The sequence below is a fragment of the Castellaniella denitrificans genome (genome assembly GCF_042653765.1).
GTDB classification, from domain to species: Bacteria; Pseudomonadota; Gammaproteobacteria; order Burkholderiales; family Burkholderiaceae_B; genus Castellaniella; species Castellaniella denitrificans.
This window is the reverse complement of record NZ_JBHSEZ010000028.1, coordinates 370,931-390,090: the sequence shown is the minus strand read 5'-3', so window position 1 is coordinate 390,090 and position 19,160 is coordinate 370,931. Positions and strand designations below refer to the sequence as shown.

General features: G+C 70.2%; 12 protein-coding genes and 1 tRNA gene. 8 read left to right on the top strand and 5 right to left on the bottom strand.

What is annotated here, in order from left to right; translation table 11 throughout:
• Window positions 1-5: 5 nt before the first annotated feature.
• From ACFO27_RS13920 to ACFO27_RS13905, 4 genes are all read left to right on the top strand, one after another.
• A complete protein-coding gene (locus ACFO27_RS13920) occupies window positions 6-1,232 on the top strand; it encodes a DUF2399 domain-containing protein (RefSeq protein WP_376817856.1) in 1,227 nt (408 codons plus the stop codon).
• A 182-nt stretch (window positions 1,233-1,414) separates the two neighbouring features.
• Window positions 1,415-2,293 carry a glucose-1-phosphate thymidylyltransferase RfbA gene (gene rfbA, locus ACFO27_RS13915; protein WP_376817855.1) on the top strand — a complete coding sequence of 293 codons (879 nt, stop codon included), beginning with the start codon at window positions 1,415-1,417 and terminating at the stop codon, window positions 2,291-2,293.
• Window positions 2,290-2,838: a dTDP-4-dehydrorhamnose 3,5-epimerase gene (gene rfbC, locus ACFO27_RS13910; protein WP_376817854.1), complete on the top strand. Its 549-nt coding sequence runs from the start codon at window positions 2,290-2,292 to the stop codon at window positions 2,836-2,838. Before rfbA ends, rfbC begins: the two co-directional genes overlap by 4 nt.
• A 140-nt stretch (window positions 2,839-2,978) precedes the next feature.
• Window positions 2,979-3,884 (top strand): recombination-associated protein RdgC, encoded by a 906-nt coding sequence (locus tag ACFO27_RS13905; protein ID WP_376817853.1) that lies wholly within the window; start codon window positions 2,979-2,981, stop codon window positions 3,882-3,884.
• A 184-nt stretch (window positions 3,885-4,068) separates the two neighbouring features.
• On the opposite strand, the gene ACFO27_RS13900 is transcribed toward ACFO27_RS13905, so the two are convergent.
• The gene (locus ACFO27_RS13900; protein WP_376817852.1) at window positions 4,069-4,773 is read right to left on the bottom strand and encodes an SDR family oxidoreductase; all 705 of its coding nucleotides are present in this window, start codon (window positions 4,771-4,773) and stop codon (window positions 4,069-4,071) included.
• A 104-nt stretch (window positions 4,774-4,877) separates the two neighbouring features.
• Between ACFO27_RS13900 and ACFO27_RS13895 the strand changes: the two genes are divergently transcribed.
• The 3 genes from ACFO27_RS13895 (at window position 4,878) to ACFO27_RS13885 (ending at window position 8,204) form a co-directional block, all read left to right on the top strand.
• Window positions 4,878-5,765 (top strand): LysR substrate-binding domain-containing protein, encoded by an 888-nt coding sequence (locus tag ACFO27_RS13895; RefSeq protein WP_376817851.1) that lies wholly within the window; start codon window positions 4,878-4,880, stop codon window positions 5,763-5,765.
• A 290-nt stretch (window positions 5,766-6,055) separates the two neighbouring features.
• The gene (locus ACFO27_RS13890; RefSeq protein ID WP_376817850.1) at window positions 6,056-6,958 is read left to right on the top strand and encodes a ChaN family lipoprotein; all 903 of its coding nucleotides are present in this window, start codon (window positions 6,056-6,058) and stop codon (window positions 6,956-6,958) included.
• Window positions 6,959-7,001: 43 nt separating this feature from the next.
• The gene (locus tag ACFO27_RS13885) at window positions 7,002-8,204 is read left to right on the top strand and encodes a YncE family protein (protein WP_376817849.1); all 1,203 of its coding nucleotides are present in this window, start codon (window positions 7,002-7,004) and stop codon (window positions 8,202-8,204) included.
• A 125-nt stretch (window positions 8,205-8,329) separates the two neighbouring features.
• Here the strand turns inward: ACFO27_RS13885 and ACFO27_RS13880 are convergent, their stop codons facing one another.
• From ACFO27_RS13880 to ACFO27_RS13865, 4 genes are all read right to left on the bottom strand, one after another.
• Window positions 8,330-9,622: an aspartate carbamoyltransferase gene (locus tag ACFO27_RS13880; RefSeq protein WP_376818066.1), complete on the bottom strand. Its 1,293-nt coding sequence runs from the start codon at window positions 9,620-9,622 to the stop codon at window positions 8,330-8,332.
• Between the two features lie 195 nt (window positions 9,623-9,817).
• Entirely contained in the window at window positions 9,818-10,417 is a 600-nt protein-coding gene (locus tag ACFO27_RS13875) for a hypothetical protein (RefSeq protein WP_376817848.1), read from the bottom strand.
• 55 nt (window positions 10,418-10,472) lie between these two features.
• On the bottom strand, window positions 10,473-12,752 hold the full coding sequence (gene pbpC, locus ACFO27_RS13870) for a penicillin-binding protein 1C (protein ID WP_376817847.1): 2,280 nt from the start codon (window positions 12,750-12,752) through the stop codon (window positions 10,473-10,475).
• A 17-nt stretch (window positions 12,753-12,769) separates the two neighbouring features.
• Entirely contained in the window at window positions 12,770-18,745 is a 5,976-nt protein-coding gene (locus tag ACFO27_RS13865; RefSeq protein WP_376817846.1) for an alpha-2-macroglobulin family protein, read from the bottom strand.
• 229 nt (window positions 18,746-18,974) lie between these two features.
• Here ACFO27_RS13865 and ACFO27_RS13860 point away from each other — a divergent pair.
• Window positions 18,975-19,053, top strand: a tRNA-Ile gene (locus ACFO27_RS13860).
• Window positions 19,054-19,160: the final 107 nt, after the last annotated feature.

The following is a 19,160-nucleotide window of genomic DNA, read 5'->3' as shown; positions in this document are numbered from 1 at the left end:
GCGCCATGGAACCCCCCGGCTGGATCGACGAGGCCAGGAACAGGACCCGGCGCGAACGCCGCGCGGACGCGCCGGTCCCGGAGGCATTGCCTCTGCTCGACAAGGATCTGTGCGACCTGCTGCGCCGCTGGGTGCGCCACGATGCACTCAGGCGGACTCGCGGCGCGCTGATCAAGGACGCCGGTCCCTCCGGCATCGAACGCGCGGAAGCCCTCTGTGCGCGGCTGCTGGAGCAGGGCTGGATCATCCGGTGCGAACGGCTGACGGGCGGCGCCTGGCAATGGGACGCCCTGATCTGGCGCGATCTGCCGCGCCTGCAGACACTGCTGGACGTTGCCGGGCCGGGCCGGCGGGCCGAGACGCGCCAGTCGCTGCTCGATCAGGCGGAAAGCTGGCTGCGCGCCTGGCGCGCCGACGCGGCCGATCCCGACCCGGACCTGCTCGACGAACTGGAGCGAGCCCTGTCGCAATTGGCCGGGGACCGGACCCAGGGTCCCGATCGGCTCGCCTGGCGGCTGGATCTGCTGCGCGCCCTCGCGGCCTGGCACGACGCCGGGGAATCCGGCACACGGCGCGATTTCGCCCTGCGGGCCGGCGGCCGCACCAAGGCGCTGTCCGAGGCCGACTGGCGCTGGCTGGAAGCCGGCTTCGACCTGGAGCGCCTGCGCATCACGCGCTTCATCCTGATGGCCTGGATCGCGGGCGACGTGACCCTGGGCTGGGAAGCGGGACGCATGATGCCGCTGGACCATCTGCATTGCGTCGGCCTGCCGCTGGCCGATCTGGGGCGGATCACCGCCGCCACGGCGCCGCGACGCTGGTGGCTGATCGAGAACCGCGCCAGCTTCGAGCGCCAGGCGCGCGACCCGGAGCCCGGCACGGCCCTGCTCTGGATGCCCGGCCGGCCGCCGGCCGCCTGGCGGGAAGCCGTCGCCCGCCTGCTGCGCCTGGCGCCCGCGCCGGCCTGGATCAGCGCGGACGCGGACCCTTCGGGCGTGGACATCGCCTGCTCCGTCGGAACGATCTGGGAATCCCGGGGACTGGCCTGGACGCCGCACCGGATGGGCGTGGCCGAATGGACCGCCACCGCCCAGACCTGGCCGCTGAACGAACATGACCGGCGGATGCTGGAACGCCTGCTGGCCCGCCCCGCGCTGCCGGCCGGGCTGCGCGCCCTGTGCGAAGCCATGCGGACCGAAGGCCGCAAGGCCGAACAGGAAGCCTGGCTCTGAGGAAGCCTGGCTCTGACGACTGTCCGGCCAGCGCCTGCCGGAGCGCCCGCCCTCCGAACCCGAGTCCGTCCCCTCTCGGGCCGATCCCGACGATCCGCCCGGAAACCGCCGCCTGATCCCCGCATCGCCCCGCCCTGTTCCTCGCTACACTGGCGGCTGGTCCAGCTTCTTCCAGGCGCCCCATGAAAGGCATCATCCTCGCCGGCGGATCCGGCACCCGGCTGCATCCCATCACGCGCGGCGTGTCCAAGCAGATGCTGCCCATCTACGACAAGCCGATGATCTACTATCCGCTGTCGGTGCTGATGCTGGCCGGCATCCGCGACGTGCTGGTGATCTCCACGCCCGACGACCTGCCGGGATTCCGGCGCCTGCTGGGCGACGGATCGGACTTCGGCATCGCCCTGTCCTACGCGGTACAGCCCTCGCCCGACGGCCTGGCCCAGGCCTTCCTGATCGGCGCGGACTTCATCGGCGGCGACCGCGTCTGCCTGGTGCTGGGAGACAACATCTTCTACGGCTACGGATTCAGCGGCATGCTGCGCGAAGCCGCCCAGCGGGCCTCGGGAGCCACCATTTTCGGCTACCGGGTCGCGGACCCGCAGCGCTTCGGCGTGGTGGAATTCGACGCCGCCGGGCGCGCCGTGTCGATCGAGGAAAAACCCGCCCGGCCGAAATCCCCCTATGCCGTGACCGGCCTGTACTTCTACGACAACGACGTGGTGGGCATCGCGCGCGCAGTACGGCCCTCGGCGCGCGGCGAGCTGGAGATCACCGACGTGAACAACGCCTACCTGCGGCGCGGCGACCTGCACGTCAAGCTCCTGGGCCGGGGCTTCGCCTGGCTGGACACGGGCACGCACGAAAGCCTGCTGGACGCCGGCACCTACGTGCAGACCATCGAGCGCCGCCAGGGCCAGAAGGTCGCCTGCCTGGAGGAAATCGCCTTCAACAACGGCTGGCTGGACCGCGCCGGTCTCGAAGAGCGCGGCGCGCGGCTGGCCAAAACGGACTATGGCCAATACCTGCTGGCCCTGGCGCGCGAGGACGGCGGGCGATGAAGGTCGCCGATACCGCCCTGCCCGGCGTGCGCGTCATCGAGCCGCAAGTCTTCGGCGACGCGCGCGGCTTCTTCCTGGAATCGTTCAGCGCCCGCCGCTACCGCGAAGAGGCCGGCATCGAGCTGGATTTCGTGCAGGACAACGTCTCGCGCTCCGCGCGCGGCGTGCTGCGCGGCCTGCACTTCCAACGCACCCGCCCGCAGGGCAAGCTGATCCAGGTAATCGCAGGCGCCGTCTTCGACGTGGCCGTGGACATCGATCCCCGCTCCGCCACCTTCGGCCAGCACGTCGCGGTGGAGCTGTCGGCCGACAACCACCGCCAGATCTGGATCCCGCCCGGCTACGCGCACGGCTTCTGCGTCACCAGCGAGGCCGCGATCTTCCAGTACAAGTGCACGGACTACTACGATCCGGCCGACGAGGGCGGCCTGGCCTGGAACTGCCCGGACCTGGCGATTCCCTGGCCGATCCGGGATCCCATCCTGTCCGACAAGGACCGGCGCCATCCGGGGCTGAAGGACTGGGCGCGGACGCTGGCGCGCTAGGGCGCCTCCGGACGAGCCATCACGCCGCATCCGGGCCTGCCGGCGGGCGCCCGCCGCCCCGCCGGGACCGCCTCTTTTTTACCGCGTACAATCAAAATCCTTTTTTCACCGCCGCCCGCCGGCCCGCCGTACAAAAGACCATGTGGTTCAAGAATCTCAAACTCTATCGCCTCGCCCCCAACGCCTCCCTGAGCCCCGCCGATCTCGAAGCGGCCCTGGAGCCGCTCGCCTTCCAGCCCGGCGGCAGCCAGGACAGCCAGGTGTCGGGGTGGCTGCCTCCACGCGAGGACGGCCGCCTGGCCTATGAGCAGCACGGCCAGATCCTGCTGCGCCTGCAGACGGAAAAGAAGCTGCTGCCGGCCACGGTCGTCAACCAGGCCAGCCGCGCGCGCGCCCTGCAGATGGAAGAGCAGCAGGGCTACAAGCCCGGCCGCAAGCAGATGAAGGAGATCAAGGAGCAGATGACGATGGAGCTGCTGCCGCGCGCCTTCGTCATCGCCCACGACACCCGCGTCTGGATCGACACCGTGAACCGCTGGGTGGCCATCGACGCCGCCGCCACCGCGCGCAGCGACGAGGTCCTGGGCCTGCTGGCCAAGACTCTCACCCCCTTTCCCATCGTGCCGCTGCACGTGGAAATGTCGCCGGCCGCCGCCATGACGCTGTGGCTGTCCGAGGACGAGCCGCCCGCCGGCTTCACCGTGGACCAGGACACGGAACTGCGCTCCACCGGCGAATCGCGCGCCACCGTGCGCTACGTGCGCCAGACGGTCGAGCTGGACGAAGTCCGCCGCCACGTCCAGGCGGGCAAGCAGTGCACGCGCCTGGCCATGACCTGGAACGACCGCGTGTCCTTCGTGCTGACCGACAACCTGGACATCAAGCGCGTCGCGCCCCTGGACGTGCTGAAGGAGCACCAGGACGCCCAGGCCGCCAACGAGGCCGAGCAGTTCGAGGCCGACTTCGCCCTGATGACGGGTGAACTGGCGCGCATGCTGGACGATCTGGTCGCGGCGCTGGGCGGGATGCGGCAGGATACGAAGTAGTCCTCTACGGACCTTTCGTGCTGTCGCATTCCGAGCGGCTTGCAAGCCGCGAGGCGGAAGCGCTGTCCCAATCACAGATGTCTCCACGGAACACGGGTTCAGATGACGAAAGCCCGAGCCGGGGCGCTGCGCGGTCGATGCCAGTTCGGCCCATGAAGCTGTGTCGATGCAGGCCGGTTCAGACTCAGACGGCGCGGGTAAGCCCGCCATCGACACGGATGTTCTGGCCGGTGATGTAGCCCGCACCCTCCGACAGCAGAAAGGCCACCGTGGCGGCGATCTCCTCGGCCTTGCCGTAGCGTTGCATGGGCACGCTGTCGCGGCGTTCGGCCACCTCTGGCAGGCTGTCGATCCAGCCGGGCAGCACGTTGTTCATGCGAATCTTCCTGGCCGCGTATTGGTCGGCGAAGATCTTGGTGAAACTCGCCAGTCCGGCGCGGAACACCGCCGAGGTCGGGAACATCCCGGAGGGCTCGAAGGCCCAGGCCGTGGAGATGTTGACGATGGCGCCGCCGCCCTGGGCCTCCATGATCGGCGTGACCAGTCGCGCCGGACGCACCGCATTCAGAAAATAGACTTCCATGCCCCGATGCCAATCCTCGTCGGTGATGTCGAGGATGGGCGCGCGCGGGCCGTGGCCGGCGGAATTGACCAGTGCGTCGATGCGGCCCCACTTCTCCATCGCCAGATCGACGAGCCGGCGCAGGTCGTCATGCGACTGGTTCGAACCCGTGACGCCCACACCGCCCAGTTCCCGGGCCAGCGCTTCCCCCTTGCCGGATGACGACAGCACGCCGATACGGTAGCCATCCTGGGCCAGTTTTCTCGCGATGGCGGCCCCCATGCCGGAGCCGCCCGCGGTGACAAGCGCAACTTTTTCTACAGACATTGAAATCTCCCGATGTTCGATGCTGGAAATTATTCCATCTGCAAGAGGAAATTTCGCGCTATAAATAAACGCTTGATGGTGTAGAAAAACTACTGGCCTGACCCATGACTCGATCCCGCAGGCTGCCGCCATTGAACGCCTTGCGCGCCTTCGAGGCAGCAGGACGCCACCGCGGCTTCCGTGCTGCGGCGGAGGAACTGAACGTCACGCAGGGCGCCGTCGCGCAGCAGGTGCGTGGATTGGAAGACCGTCTCGGCCTTGCGCTGTTCCAGCGCCTGCCGCGCGGGCTGGCCTTGACCGGGCCTGGCGCGGCTTACCTCGCGGATGTCGGTCGCGCCTTCGACATCCTCGCCATCGCCACAGGGCGACTGCTGGCCCAGCCGAATACCGTGACGATCAGCGTCACTCCCACGGTGGCGGCCAAGCTGCTGATTCCCCGCCTGGCGCAATTGCAGGCCGACCTGCCCGAAGTGGAATTGCGCACCGTGGCGACAGAAGCGCTGTCGGACTTCGACCGGGATCAAGTGGACATCGCGGTACGAATGGCCCGATCGCCATTTCCGCCAGATCAGGAAGCACGGCTGCTGTTCCGCCAGGAATTGGTGGCCGTGGCGAGCCCGCATCTGGTGAAGGGCATGACATTGCCTCTGGACATCGGTCGGCTGCGGACGCTGCCGCTCTTGCACGATGCCCACCACCACTGGCCCGCATTCCTGCACTCTGGCACCCCATTGCCTGGCGCGGTGTTCAACCAGACCGCGCTGGCCCTCGATGCGGCCATGGCGGGGCAAGGCATTGCCCTGGCATGCCGGGCTTTCGTGGCCGCTGATCTTGAAGCGGGACGCTTGGTGCGGGTCACGGATGCCACAACCATCATGGAGCCGGATTACTTTCTGGTTCGCAAGCGAACACCCGCGCCGAGCAAAGCGGTGCAGGCGGTATGGGAATGGTGCGCGAGCCGGCTGCGTCTGCCTGCGCAAGACGTGAAATAACCTTCAGGAAATGCCCGAATCGCGCTGCCGCCCAGTCTCCCATGACACCCCGCGGCGCTGAACTGACATGGCACGCCTTGCTGGCTTCTGCGCCGCATCCAGTCCAGCAACGAGCCCTGCAGGCCACTTCGTGCACCATCTTGCGGCCCGCCGGGGCCATCTTCCACAGGAAGCCGGGCACCACGGCATCCCGCAGTCCTGGAACGCCCCGGTCATCGTCAACAGAAACCATCCTTCCGCTATAATTTGATATCAAATTGATTATTATTCTCATTAACCATTCATCGTAGATGACAGGCGCCGCTCACCGCTCGTTCCCGCTGTCCGCCGCCGCGCGGCGCCTTGCCTGCGGTCTGCTCGCTCTGCTGCTGACGGCGTGCCAGCACCTGCCGGATGCCGGAGATGCCGGCCATCGGCCGCGACCCCTGTCGCAGGCCGCCGCGCAAGGCCGCATCCAGTCATTGACCGGAGGCGGCACGCTGACCCCGGACACACTGCTGGAAGAACTCGCCCGTGCCGACATCGTCATCGTCGGCGAGCGCCACGACGCGTACCCTCATCATCAGATCGAGGAATGGCTGGTGCGAACCCTGCCCCTGCGCCGCCCCGCGGGCAGCTACGTGCTGGAAATGGCCACCGTCTCGCAGCAGGCCCGCCTCGACGCGGCACAGCGCGCCTTTCCGGAAGCGCGCCCCACCGATGAAGCGCTGCAGGCGCAGCTCGCCTGGAGCCGCGGCTGGCCGTGGCGCCAGTACGGCGGGCTGGTCACCGCGCTGATGGCGCAGCCGGCGCCGGTGCTGGCCGCCAATCTCGACCGCCCGGAAGTCGAAAACATCCTGCGCAGCGGCGCGCGGCCGGCCGGCACGCTCAGCGGCGACCCCGCGATCACCCGCACGCTGGCCGACACCATCGCCGACAGCCACGGCATGCGGGCCGGCGACGACAGGCTCGATGGCATGATCGCGGTGCAGATGCAGCGCGACCGGCGCATGGCCGAGACCCTGCTGCGCGCCCCGAAACCCGCCATCCTATTCACCGGCAACATCCATGCCTTGAAGACCCTCGGGGTTCCCGTCCACCTGCGCGACCTGCGGGCGGACCAGACCTTGCCCCGGGTCAAGGTCCTGCTGCTGGCCGAGGAATCGGCCGGCTTCGACGGCCGCCATGCCGATTACCTGTGGACGGGCCTCTGACCCACCCTCGATGCCCACCCTCCAACCCTCAGCGAGAACTCCCATGCGCAACACCCTTCGTTCGCCGTCCTCGCGGCGCACCGCCGCCATCCTGACCGCCGCCCTGGCGCTCTGCCTGTCCGGCGCCGCCTTCAGCGAATCGCCGCCTCCCTCCACCAAGGACCGGCTCTGGATGAGCGCCAATTACCTGGAACACCCCGAAGAAGGGCTGTACGAACTGCAATACAACGCCCCCACCGGCCTGGTGTTCGCCTCGGTCATGGACCGTGTGCGCCGGGACGACAACCTGGGCTATCTGTACGCCTTCGACGGCAAGACCCTGGACATCAAGGGCCGCTACGCCATGCCGTACCGCGCGTTCTCGCTGACGCAGGACGCGAAGGGCCAATGGCTGTACGTCGGCCATACCCAGGCCGCATCGCTGCGCATCAGCAAGGTCGACCCGAAGACCGGCAAGGTGGCGCTCACCAGCGAACGGCTGCACGTCGATCCCAGCGAACCGCAGCACGAACACCTGCGCCACGTCGTCCACAGCGCGCAGACCGGTGAACTGTTCACCGCCTACATCGGCAGCGTCAAGGAAAACGACAAATACCGGTCGTTCTACAAACTGCTGATCCTGGACGGCGAAACCCTGAAAATGAAGGGCGAGGTCGAGAGCGCGTTTCCCTCGGTCGGCTATGCGCTGCACCTGGATCGCGGCACCGGCCACATCTTCACCGCCGGGTCCGACTACATCAATGAAATCGACCCCGTCACACGCAGGGTCGTCCACACCATCCGCCTGGACGACAAGATCAAGCCGCGCGTGAACAACCTGGTGGGGCTGGCCGTCGACGCCAGGGGCGGCCGCATCTTCGCCTCGCAATTCATTCACCAGCCCCGGCCCGATGTCAAGGACGAGCAGGACGGCCTGTACGTGTTCGACCGGAACAACGGCAAGCAACTGGCCTTCGTCCCGACCGGAAAGGGCGGGGTCACGCTGTCCTACAGCCCGAAGCACAACGAGATCTACGTCAGCAATTTCCGCAGCGGCACCATCAGCGTCGTGGACGGCAAGACCTACCAGATCACCCGGCAGATCCCCGCCCACGTGTTCCCCAACATGATGGCGCTGGCCGCCGACGAAAGCGCGCTGTACGTCGGCCTGAAGCAGGGATTCAGCAAGCAGTGGAACCCGGACGAGTTCGTCGAGGGCGCCAAGGAGCAGATCCTGCGCGTCACGCTGGATCGGGACGCGCCCTAAGACTTCCGGCGCCGGCGCGGGCGGGATCCATCCGCGCCCGACGGCCGGCCCGTGGCGATGTTCGCGCATGGGCCGGCCCGATCCATCCGTTGGCCGTCGCGCGATGCGGCGGCCTCGTCATCCGGTCAGTCGATCCCGTGGAACACGCTGTCGTCCGGCCCGATGTGGGATGGCGGCGTCCAGGTCACGTCGCGCAGCGAATGCTGCACCAGGCCCTCGACACCCATCAGCACGGCGAAGATCGCCATGCGCACCGGAATGCCGTTGTCCGTCTGGCGGAAGATCGCCAGGCGCGGATCGTGGTTCAGGTCGGTGCCGAGATCGTTGGCGCCCTCGCGGCTGTCGCGCGGCAGCGGGTGCATGACGATGGTGTCCGGGCCGCAGCAGGCGTCCACGATGGCTTTGTTGACCTGGAAGTCGGCCGAATAGCCTTCCAGGCTTTCGCCGGAGAAGCGCTCCTTCTGCACCCGGGTGGCGTAGACCACGTCAGCGCCCTTCAGGCCGGCGGCCAGGTCGTGCGTCTGTTCGACGACGTGGCCGTTGCGGCTGGCCTGGTCCAGCAGGTAGTCCGGCATTTCCAGGCCCGGCGGGGACACCAGGGTGAACTTCATGCCGCGGTACAAGGCCAGCAGCTTGATCAGCGAATGCACCGTGCGGCCGTATTTCAGGTCGCCGGCCATGACGATGTGCGCGCCGTCCAGCAGTTTCCCCAGCCGCGAGAATTCCGTCAGGATGGTGTAGAGGTCCAGCAGCGCCTGGCTGGGGTGCTCGCCCGCGCCGTCGCCGCCGTTGACCACGGGGATGTTGGTCGCGGCCGCGAATTCGGCCACGGAGCCCTTTTCCGGATGGCGGATCACCATGGCGTCCACGTAGCCGCTCATCACGCGGCTGGTGTCGTAGATGGACTCGCCCTTGGCCATGGACGAGAAGGTGAAGCCGGTGGTGTCGCACACCGAGCCGCCCAGGCGGCAGAAGGCCGCGCCGAAGCTGACCCGCGTACGGGTGCTGGCCTCGAAGAACAGATTGCCCAGCACCGCGCCTTCCAGGACGCGGGACACTTTCCGCCGCCGAGCGATGGGCTGCATCAGGTCGGCCACGCGGAACAGTTCCTCGACGGATTCGCGCGTGAACTGGTCGACGGACAGGAGCTGGTGCTTGTTGTTGACCGCGATGCGGTCGCGCAGCGGACCGGATTGTGCGCTTTGCGCATACTTTTCCATCAGCGCGCCGTTTTCCACGATCTCGGTCACGAAGCGGGAGACGACTTCCGGCATGGCGCGGGCTTCCTGGGAGCCTTCCGGCAGCAGCCAGGTGTCCAGGGCGCGGCGCTTGACCCCGATGCGGGCCGCGAACACGTCGCGAGTCAGGTTCAGGCGGCGCATCGCGTCGCGCAGGAAGACTTGCTGGGAAATCGCCATCATTGGCTCCTATATACGCAATGCGTAGATTTTCACCGATCAGGCGTTATTGCCGCAAGAAAAACTTGCGGCATGGCGCCGCCCGCGCTGAAAAAACAACGCGACGTGGCCCGCAAGCGCATGCGGAGCGCGGATCCGATCAGACCGCGCGCACGTCATCCGCACGTGCCGCGCACGCCGCGCGGGGCGGCGGCCTCAGAATCCCCCGGCCGGCGGCGCGGCATCCACCCCGGCGACCGAACGGGCGGCCAGTTCGGCATTGCGCGCCGACCCCACGCCGAAGGCGAGCCGCTGCTGAGTGATCGGCGCCGCATAGCCCGGCGCGGCCAGCATGGTGTGGCCCACGACCAGGGCCAGGCGCAGGCCGGGATTGGCCGCCGTGGCCTCGCGCATCTTGCGCAGGCCCTCGTCGCCGAGGATCAGGACCAGGATGCCTTCGCCCTTCTGGTCGGTCGCCGACTGGATGCCGATCAGGTCGTCGCGGCCGATGACCGCCGTCGGCCGCACGTACAGGATTCCGGATGGCTTCAGGGTGACCGGCGTCCAGTCGGGCCGGGACCGGGTATCGGCCAGGAACACCCGCAGGTCCATGGCCTGGCGGTTTTCGGTGATGGCGTGCTGGGGCCCCATCGCCTGCGTCTGGGCCGGCTCGGCGGAGGCCGCGGGGGGGGTGGTCGCCGCCTTGCCCGCCCCGCCCTGCGCGCCGGGCAGGCCCTGACACCCGGCCAGGACCGCCAGCAGCGTCCCCGCCAGGGCCGCCGTCCATGGCTTGCGTTCAAAATGTCGGTTGCGCATTCCCCGTCTCCTTTTCATCCTGTCCACCGCCCAATGATGGCATATTTCGTCGTGTTCAATGTTTACCCTGCGCATCAGGATGGTTCCCCGCCTCCGGGCCGCCGGCCTGGCCGGCGGCGGGGCCCGGGCCGGCCACCCCGACGGCGAACCGTCCGCCCCGGACGATGACCCGGGCCCGGTCCAGCACCGCGCCACGCGCATCCCGCAGCTCGAACACATGCGCGCCCGGGCTGGGCGCCCAGTCCGGCGCCGCGCCCTGTCCATAGGGCCGGCCGTCCAGGAACCAGCGGGCATCGGCCACCGGCCGCGCGCCGGCATCCACCGCCCGCAGGCGCAGACGCTGGCGATCCCACGGGATGTCGGGATCCAGGGCCAGGAGGGTGCCGTCTACGGGCTCGGCGATGCGCGGCTCGCCGTGACCGGCGCCCTCGTCCGGCGGCGCGAACCGGGCCTGGGCCGTGTCGCCCAGGAAATACTCGGTGCGCGCGGGCTCCAGCCCCGCGCCGAAAACCACCGCCTGCGCCGCGACCCCCGGCGGCCTGGCCGGCGAAGCGGGCGCATGGTCCCGGTAGAGCCGATCGAGCACGTCGTGCCAGATGGGGCCGGCGCCGCTGACGCCCGACACATTGCGCATGCTGGCCCCGGCGCTGTTGCCCACCCACACGCCCACCGTGTAGTCGGCCGACCAGCCCACGCACCAGTTGTCGCGCATGTCGCGGCTGGTGCCGGTCTTCACCGCCGTCCAGAAGCGCGTGGTCAGCGGGCTGTCCAGGCCGAAGGTCCGGGCGCGCGCATTGCGGTCGGCCAGCATGTCGCCCACGATCCAGGCGGCCTCGGGTGAATACAGCCGGATTCCCGCCTGGGCCGCCGCGCCGGGCCGCGCCCGCAGGTTCACGGGCGCGTAGTCGCCTCCGCGCGCCAGCGCCCGGTAGGCGTTGGCGAGGGACAGCAGCGTCACGTCGGCCGACCCCAGCGCCAGGCTGTAGCCGTAGTAGTCCCCGCCCCGGGTCAGGGGCAGGCCCAGCGCCACCAGGCGGTCGGCCAGCGCATCGGGACCGACCAGCATCAGGGTGCGCACGGCCGGCACGTTCAGGGAAGACGCCAGCGCCGTACGCGCGCTGACCCAGCCGCCGAAACGATGATCGTAATTGTCCGGCACGTAGAGTCCCCCGCCCCCGTCCAGTCCCACCGGACTGTCGTCCAGCAGCGAGGCGGCCGTCAGGCGCCGCTGATCCAGCGCCAGCCCGTACAGGAACGGCTTCAGAGTCGACCCGGCCTGGCGGATGGCGCGCGCATGGTCCACGTCGGCGGCCCCGGACAGCGTGCCGGACGAACCCACGTAGGCGAGCACGGCGCCGCTGCGGTTGTCGAGCACCACCACGGCGGCGTCGGTCACCCCGGTGCCGCGCAATTCGCCCAGGCGGCGCCGCACGGAGCGCACCGCCGCTTCCTGCAGCCCGCGGTCCAGCGTGGAATGGATCTCGCCTCGCGCATCGGCCAGCCCGGCATCCCACAGCAGCCGCGCCCAGTGCGGCGCCAGCGCCGGCGCGTCGAAGCGCGTCTCGCGGGCGCGCGACAGGGTCGCCTGCGTGAAGTCCCGCAACCCCTGGCATTCGCCCGGCCGGCCCAGCTCGCGCAGCAGGGCGCAACCGCGCTGGACCAGCGTCGGGACCGGCGCGTTCGGCCCGCGCAGCAGCACCGCGGCCAGGGCGGCCTCGCGGAAGGTCAGGCCCGAAGCGTGCTTCTGGAACAGCACCCGGGACAGGGCATCGACGCCGACCAGTTCGCCGCGCCAGGCCGCCAGGTTCAGGTAGGCTTCCAGGATCTCGGGCTTGGTCCAGCGGGATTCGAGCGTCCGGGCCGCCTGCATCTGGTCGAGCTTCTGCAGAATGCCGCGCCCGCCGGGTCCGCGCCGCAGCGCGGGATCCAGCAGGGCCGCCAGCTGCATGCTCAGGGTCGAGGCGCCGCGCCGGGCGCCGTCGCCCCAGGCGGACGACCAGGCCGCCGAGGCGCTCGCCAGCCAGTCCACGCCGCCGTGTTCGTAAAAACGCCGGTCCTCGGACATCACCACGGCCCGCTGCAGGGCGACCGAGACCTCGGCCAGAGGCAGCCAGTCGCCGCGCCGGCCGGAGAAATCCGTGCGCAGGCGCTGCAGTTCCCGTCCATCTGCGGCCAGCAGGCGCGCGTCCGAAGGCCGCCAGGCCGCCCGGACGGCCGCGTAGTCCGGCGGGAAGGCGTCCGCAGGAGCCTGGACCTGGGCCTGAGCCCCAGGCTGCGCCGCCGCGGCCAGGGCCAGGGCCAGCCCCCGCGCGGCGGTCCGAAGTCTCCGGCGCATCCCGTCCATCCGCCCCATCAGGGCTGGGGCTCCACGCGCAGGGGCGCGTTGGGTGTACTGCCGAAGATATCCGGCTGGTACAGGGCCTCGGCGCGCGTCGGCGGCAGCTGGTAATCCCCCGGGACGTTCAGCCGCACCGTGTATTCCAGCGTCCGCTCGCCCGGTTCCATGACCTCGTAGTAGGCCCGGAACACCCCGGCGTCCCGTTCGACGAAGCTGGGCCGGTTCCACCAGTCCTCCTGGTTTTCACCCGCCGTCGACAGGCTGGAATCCCGCCCCAGGCCGCCGCCCAGGATGGAGGCCCCCGCCGGCACCGGGTCGCTGATCACGGACCAGACCAGGGCCTCCCGGGCCTGGACGCGCAGGCGCACGCGGTAGACATCGCCCGCCGACCAGCGATCGGCCCGCGCTCTGGACACCGGCACCACCGTGCGCTCGACCCGCAGGCCGGCATCCACGGCCTGGGTCTGGGGCACGGCGGCGCGCGCCGTGACCGTGGCCCAGCCGCTGCCCCGTCCCTGCTGGGCGATTTCCAGCGTACCCTTGCGCGCCTGGGGCCAGGCCAGGTCCAGGGAGCGGCCGCGGATGCCGTCAGCCTGGGGCATGTCGGACCAGGGCAGCACGGCCGGCTCGCCGGGCGGCAGGGACACGCGCACCGCGCCCTCGCCCGCATGGGTTTCCGTCGCGCGGGCGAACTGGTCCACCGCCAGGGTGCCCAGGGCATTGGCCGCGGTCGTGGACCAGGCGCCATCGCGCTGCATCGACAGCAGGCCGGTCAGCAGGCGCGGCAGGTCCGCGCGCCAGCCGGGCCGGTCCAGCACCGTCATCAGCAGGCGGGCCTGCGCCGTGGCGGGATTGCTCATCAGCCACCAGCCCGAGGTCACCGTATCGTCGGCCAGCACCAGCGAGGCGCCATGGCGCGACAGCCGCGCGCGCAGCACGGCCTCGGCCCGGGCCGACAGGGCCTCGCGGCCGTCCAGGTCCGGCACGTGCCGCAGGATCGACAGCCAGGTCACCACGGCGGCCGTCGGCCAGTCGTCGACCTCCAGCGCGAAGCTGTCCAGCATGCCGGGCTGCCAGGCGCCGGCCAGCGCCAGCGCGTCGACGGCGATCAGCTTGCGCCAGAAATCGTCCCGCACGGGCGCCCAGCCGTCTTCCGTCAGGCGGCCGGACACGTAGTCCTGCAGGGCGGCCAGCATGCCCTCGCGCGTCTCGGCCGGCAGATCGTAGGCCGAGGTCCGCGCCCGCGCGGCCAGTTCCAGCAGATGCGCCGTCAGCGCCACGCTGCCCCGCCCGTCCGGGAAATACGACAGCAGGCCGGACTCGGTCTGGTAGTCGGGCAGGCGCTTCATCAGCACCCGCCACGCGGCCGGGTCCCGCCGCCCCAGCGCCTTGGCGCTGAGCTGCTCGACGCAGGCATAGGGATAGGCGTCCAGCCAGGCGCGCACGCCCGGCAGGGAGCCCGCCAGACTGGACTGCAGACTGACCCGGATGCCGCCGCGCGGCACGCCGGCCGCATCGGGCAGCGCCCGCGGCGAGGCGTCCACCGGCACCCTCTGCGGCACCCCGTCCGTGATCTGCAGCAGCGTGGCCTGGCGCACCGTCACCGGCACGGCGGGCAGCAGCGTCTGCCCGACCGCGATCCGGTCGGCCGCCGCCTCGCCCTCGGTCGTCCGCGCCTCGAAGCGCCACTTCAGCGCCTCGGCCTCCGTCCGGCCGGACAGCATCGGCGCCGTCACCGGCCAGGCCACCGTCCGCGCCGCGCCCGGTTCAAGCCGCAGCGCCTGTTCGGGCAAGGTCTGTCCGGCTTCGCCTGCTGCGGACACCTGCGCCGACAGCGCCAGCGCCATCGGCCGGTCCGTGCGGTTGCGCACCGTCGCCCGGGCCTCGTAGCGGTCGCCCTCGCGCGCCACCTGAGGCAGCCCCGACACCACCTGCAGGTCCTGGGTGCTGACGATGTCGGTGAAGCCCGTGCCGAACAGGCCCTGCCCCTGATCGACCACGGCCACCAGCCGGAAGCGCGTCAGGGAATCGTTCAGCGGCACTTCCAGCGTGGTCCGGCCCTGTGCGTCCAGCGTCAGGTCGCCGCGCCACAGCAGGCGCGTGTCGAACAGTTCCCGCGTGGCGTTGAAGCCGCCGCCACCGCCCGCCACCACCGCCTTGCGGCCGTAATGGCGGCGGCCGACGACCTCGCCCTGGCCGGTGGCGGTCTCCACGCCGTAGTCGCGCTCCACGCGCATGGCCCGCAGCAGGTCCCAACTGGCGTTGTCGCGCAGTTCCAGCAGGGCCTCGTCCACGGCGGCGAAGGCCACGCCGGCCCCGGCGGCCGGCTTGCCGTCGGGCAGGGTCGCCTGGATACGGACCTTGGCATGCTGGCGCACCTGGTAAGTGTCGCGGTCGGCCTCGACTTCGACCCGCAGGCGGTCGGCCTCGCTCTGGACCCGGATGCTCGCCAGGCCGAAGCGGAACGCCGGCTTGGCCAGGTCGACCAGGCCGGTGGGTTCCGGCGCGTCGTCGGACCGTGCGGTGCGCGCGTCCATCCAGTCCAGCGGATGGCGCCAGCCCCATTCGAAGAACGAAGTCCAGGGCACCTGGCGGATCCGGCCGCGCACGGCCAGCACCGAGACGTAGACGTTCGGCCCCCAGTCGGCCCGCACGGGCAGGCGCACGACGGGTTCGTCGCCGTCCAGATCGACCACGTGCGTTTCCAGCACGCCCTCGCGCTCCACCGCCACCAGCGCGCGCGCCTGGCGGAACGGCATGCGCACCGTGAATTCGGCGGTCTCGCCGGGCTTGTAGTCAGCCTTGGCGGGGATCACGTCGATCCGGTCGTCATTGCCCTCGCCGAACCAGGCCTCGTCCCCCCACACCCAGATCGAGGTCGAGGCGCGCGACACGCGCGACCGCGCGTCCCGGGCCTGGGCGGACAATTCGATCCGGCCGTCCCGGTCCAGGCTGACCGGGCATTCCAGCTGGCCTTTCGCGTCGGTGTTCCCCTGGCACAGCGTGCCCAGGGAGGCGACCTGCTCATGGGAATCGTAGGCATAGAACCCGCCCACCAGGCGCCTGCGGGTGCTGTAGGTCGTGCGCACGCGCCCGTCCAGCTGGACCGGCACGCCGGCCCGCGGCCGTCCGGCCGTATCCAGCGCCAGCAGCGTGACACTGGACTTTTCCCCGCGCGACATCCAGCGGCCCGTGCGCAGGCCGACCACCACGTCCGAGGGCCAGACCTGCGCCGTCTGGGCCAGCGTCTGGATCTCGCCGGCGGGATCGGCGAAGGACGCCTCGAACAGCCAGGACTGGGGCTCGGCCGGGCGCGGCAGGTCCGCCAGGTCCACCCGCGCCCCGCCCTGGTCGTCCAGGCGCAGCGGTCGCCGATCCAGGATCAATCGGCGCAGGCCGGCGGACGCGGCTCCGGCGGATTCCGGATCCCCGGACTCCGCGGCATCCCCGCCGGCAGAATCTTCCACGCCGAAGCTGAAATCGCCATACCCGGCGAAACTCGGCGCCAGGGGCCGCGCCACCGCCGACAGCGTGGCGGACAGGTCGCGCGCCGGTCCGCCAGAAATCCAGGACAGCTGCAGATCGGCCCGCACCGACTCCGGCGCCACCAGGGGCCCCGCGGCCGATGCGTCGCCGCCCGTGATCTTCAGCGAGCCCGTCAGCAGCGGCAGCTTGAAGGACTCGACCCGGAAATCGCCGGCATGCAGCCAGGGCGTCCAGTCGTCATCCGACTGTCCCGCCGACGGCTGCAGCTCGATCGAATAAGAGCCCAGATGCGCCTTGCGCGGGATCGTGTAGTCGACCAGGGCGTACTGGCCGCCGCTGGGGCTGGTCCGCCATTCCAGGGCCAGGGTTTCCGAATCCCCCGAGCCGTCGTGCGTCAGGCGAACCTGCGCGGGCAGGCGATCGACGGGCAGGTTTTGCACGCCGGCGCGGCCCAGGCGGCGCAGGAACAGCTTCATGGAAACCGTTTCGCCCACCCGCAGCAGGGTGCGGTCCAGCACCGCGTGGGCCACCAGATCGGGATCCCGGGACCGGTTGACCGGCACGTTGAAGCGCCAGGGCTCGATGCCCCGGTCCCAGTTCGACCAGGCGAAGGAAAAATCCGCCTGGCCATGAGCCTGGGGATGGTCGGCGGGAATGCGCGCCGTGACGAACACCCCCGATTGCTCCGCGCCTTCGCAATACCGGTCCGTCGGCACGGGCGTGTCGGCATGCCAGATCCCCTGCGCGTCGGTCTCCCCGTCCAGCAGGCGCCGGCCATCGCAGTCGAGCACCGCCACCCGAGCACCCGCGACCGGCCGGCCCTGGTCCAGCGTCGTCACCCAGACCAGGGTGTCGTCGCGCCCGGCCTTCAGGTGGACCGCCAGGTTCGTCACCAGCACCGCCGAACGCACGTGCATGACCTGCCCGTCCGCCGCCGCGCCCTCGCGCTTCAGCAGCGCGGCTCCCAGGCGGGGCGAGGCGACCTCCAGCACGTGCAGGCCGGTCTCGGCCAGGGGGATGCCGACCATTTCGATGTCCTTGCCCTGCGCGTCTCGTACACCCGGCAGGGTCAGCGTTCGGACTTCGTCCTTGGGGCCGAACACGGAACGCGAACGCACGTCGATGCGGGGTTCGCCTTCCCGGGCCTCGCGCGGCGCGCGCAGCGCCAGCCGGTCGGCGAACTGGCCGGCTGTGAGCGAGCCTTCCTGGAGATTCCTCACCCGGGCATACCATTGCAAGGCCTGGACGTCGTCCGTGATCACCCGGTCGCTCACCTGGCCGGCGGACAGGACGAGTTCGCGGGTCTGCAATTGCGGCTCCACCCGCCGCAGGGCCAGCGGCGCCAGTACGGGCCGATCCTGGCCCGGCGCACCCTCGGCGAAACGTTCCACGATGCCGAACTCGCCGGACGCGAACTTCGCCAGCGGCGGCAGGGCGTCCATCCGGATCGTCAAGGGAAAGCGGTCGGCGTTGGCCAGCGGCATGCCCATGTCGTCGCGCAATGTCTCGGGCAGCGTCAGCGTGAGGGTCGACCGCTCCTCGAAGGGAGGATCGAATTGCAGGGTCTCGACCGCGTCGCCCGACGGCTCATTGTCATCGGGACCGAACTGCCGCGCCACACGCGGTTCCTGCGTGCCGTTCAGCGCAACGCGCGACGCCAGTTCCCGGGGCACGGGCCTGGAAAAAGCCACGAGGATGGGAAACAGCGGCGAACACGGCGCTTGCGCGTTCGTGCGCGTGCAGCTCATGACGGCATTGAAGGCGGTACGGACCTGGAAATCCTCGGCCAGTCCGGCCGTGGACGGCACGCCGGGCTGCCCGGCCTGCCCTGCGGAGCGCACGCCGGGCTCCAGCACCAGCCGTACCCGCGCCTTCGAAGGCAGCAGGCGCTTGCACTGCAGCAGGCGGGCGTCATCCCAGGCATCCGCCTCGTCCTCGCCCGCCACCGTCTTCAGGATCCGTTCACGGTCCGCGCCCGTGACCAGGCGCATCGGCACGGCCTCGCCCAGGCCCTCGACCTCGCAATAGGCATGCGCCAGCAGGGACCGCGTGTCCGGCGCCGCGTTGAAGCGCAGCACGAAGACCTGGTCCTCTGAAATCGTGCGGCTCCAGGGCCGCACCAGGCGGGCGCGCGGCCCGCCGGTGGCGAAATGGCGCGCGTCTCCGGCCAGCGGCTGCCCCTGCAGGTCGCGGAAATCCGGATTGGGCTTCGCCTGGCACGACACCGCCCCCGCCAAGGGCTTGTCAAAAACATAGACCCAGTGCTGCGGATCGGTCCAGCGGCCCGCGCCCTTGGCGGCGTCATCGTCGCACGCGATCAGGAACGGATCGGCCGCCCCGTCGTCGCCCAGCGCCACGGCGGGCGCGTCGAAATCGGCCTGCACCCGGGCGATCCGGGCCATCATGCCCTCGGGGGAAAACCGCGTCACCGACAGGGCCGAGGCGGAGGCGGAGCCGCACAGGACCAGCGCCGCCAGCGCGATGCGCGAAAGAAAATGCCGCATGGAGAACCCTCCCGGGTCGTTGCTATCCTTATGTCAGGGTGAGATTACCATCCGGACCGGGGCACGGCCATCGCGCGGCGGGCGACGGGTGGCAGGCCGCCATCCCTCCCTTTCCAGGGGGCGCCGTCCGCCTCTTCCATGGAGCACCTTCCGCATCCGCCACGGACGGCGCCCTATGCGATAATCCCGGACTTCCAGCCCCTGGGCGCAACGCACCACGGGCGGGAACGGGCCTCTAGCTCATGCCTGGTTAGAGCAGCGGACTCATAATCCGTTGGTGCCGAGTTCGACTCTCGGGGGGCCCACCAGAATCCTTTCCACCTGTGGCTGCCGCGAGACAGCGCCCCTCGCCCGGATGTGACCAATCATGGCGGCGACGGCACGAATGGGGAGAAATCCCGTAGCTGTGTAAGCG

Excerpts from the sequence above, each read along its gene's own strand:
- ACFO27_RS13920 (WP_376817856.1), top strand. The coding sequence starts at position 6 with ATGGAACCCCCCGGCTGGATCGACGAGGCCAGGAACAGGACCCGGCGC.
- rfbA (WP_376817855.1), top strand. The coding sequence starts at position 1,415 with ATGAAAGGCATCATCCTCGCCGGCGGATCCGGCACCCGGCTGCATCCC.
- rfbC (WP_376817854.1), top strand. The coding sequence starts at position 2,290 with ATGAAGGTCGCCGATACCGCCCTGCCCGGCGTGCGCGTCATCGAGCCG.
- ACFO27_RS13905 (WP_376817853.1), top strand. The coding sequence starts at position 2,979 with ATGTGGTTCAAGAATCTCAAACTCTATCGCCTCGCCCCCAACGCCTCC.
- ACFO27_RS13900 (WP_376817852.1), bottom strand. The coding sequence starts at position 4,773 with ATGTCTGTAGAAAAAGTTGCGCTTGTCACCGCGGGCGGCTCCGGCATG.
- ACFO27_RS13895 (WP_376817851.1), top strand. The coding sequence starts at position 4,878 with ATGACTCGATCCCGCAGGCTGCCGCCATTGAACGCCTTGCGCGCCTTC.
- ACFO27_RS13890 (WP_376817850.1), top strand. The coding sequence starts at position 6,056 with ATGACAGGCGCCGCTCACCGCTCGTTCCCGCTGTCCGCCGCCGCGCGG.
- ACFO27_RS13885 (WP_376817849.1), top strand. The coding sequence starts at position 7,002 with ATGCGCAACACCCTTCGTTCGCCGTCCTCGCGGCGCACCGCCGCCATC.
- ACFO27_RS13880 (WP_376818066.1), bottom strand. The coding sequence starts at position 9,622 with ATGGCGATTTCCCAGCAAGTCTTCCTGCGCGACGCGATGCGCCGCCTG.
- ACFO27_RS13875 (WP_376817848.1), bottom strand. The coding sequence starts at position 10,417 with ATGCGCAACCGACATTTTGAACGCAAGCCATGGACGGCGGCCCTGGCG.
- pbpC (WP_376817847.1), bottom strand. The coding sequence starts at position 12,752 with ATGCGCCGGAGACTTCGGACCGCCGCGCGGGGGCTGGCCCTGGCCCTG.
- ACFO27_RS13865 (WP_376817846.1), bottom strand. The coding sequence starts at position 18,745 with ATGCGGCATTTTCTTTCGCGCATCGCGCTGGCGGCGCTGGTCCTGTGC.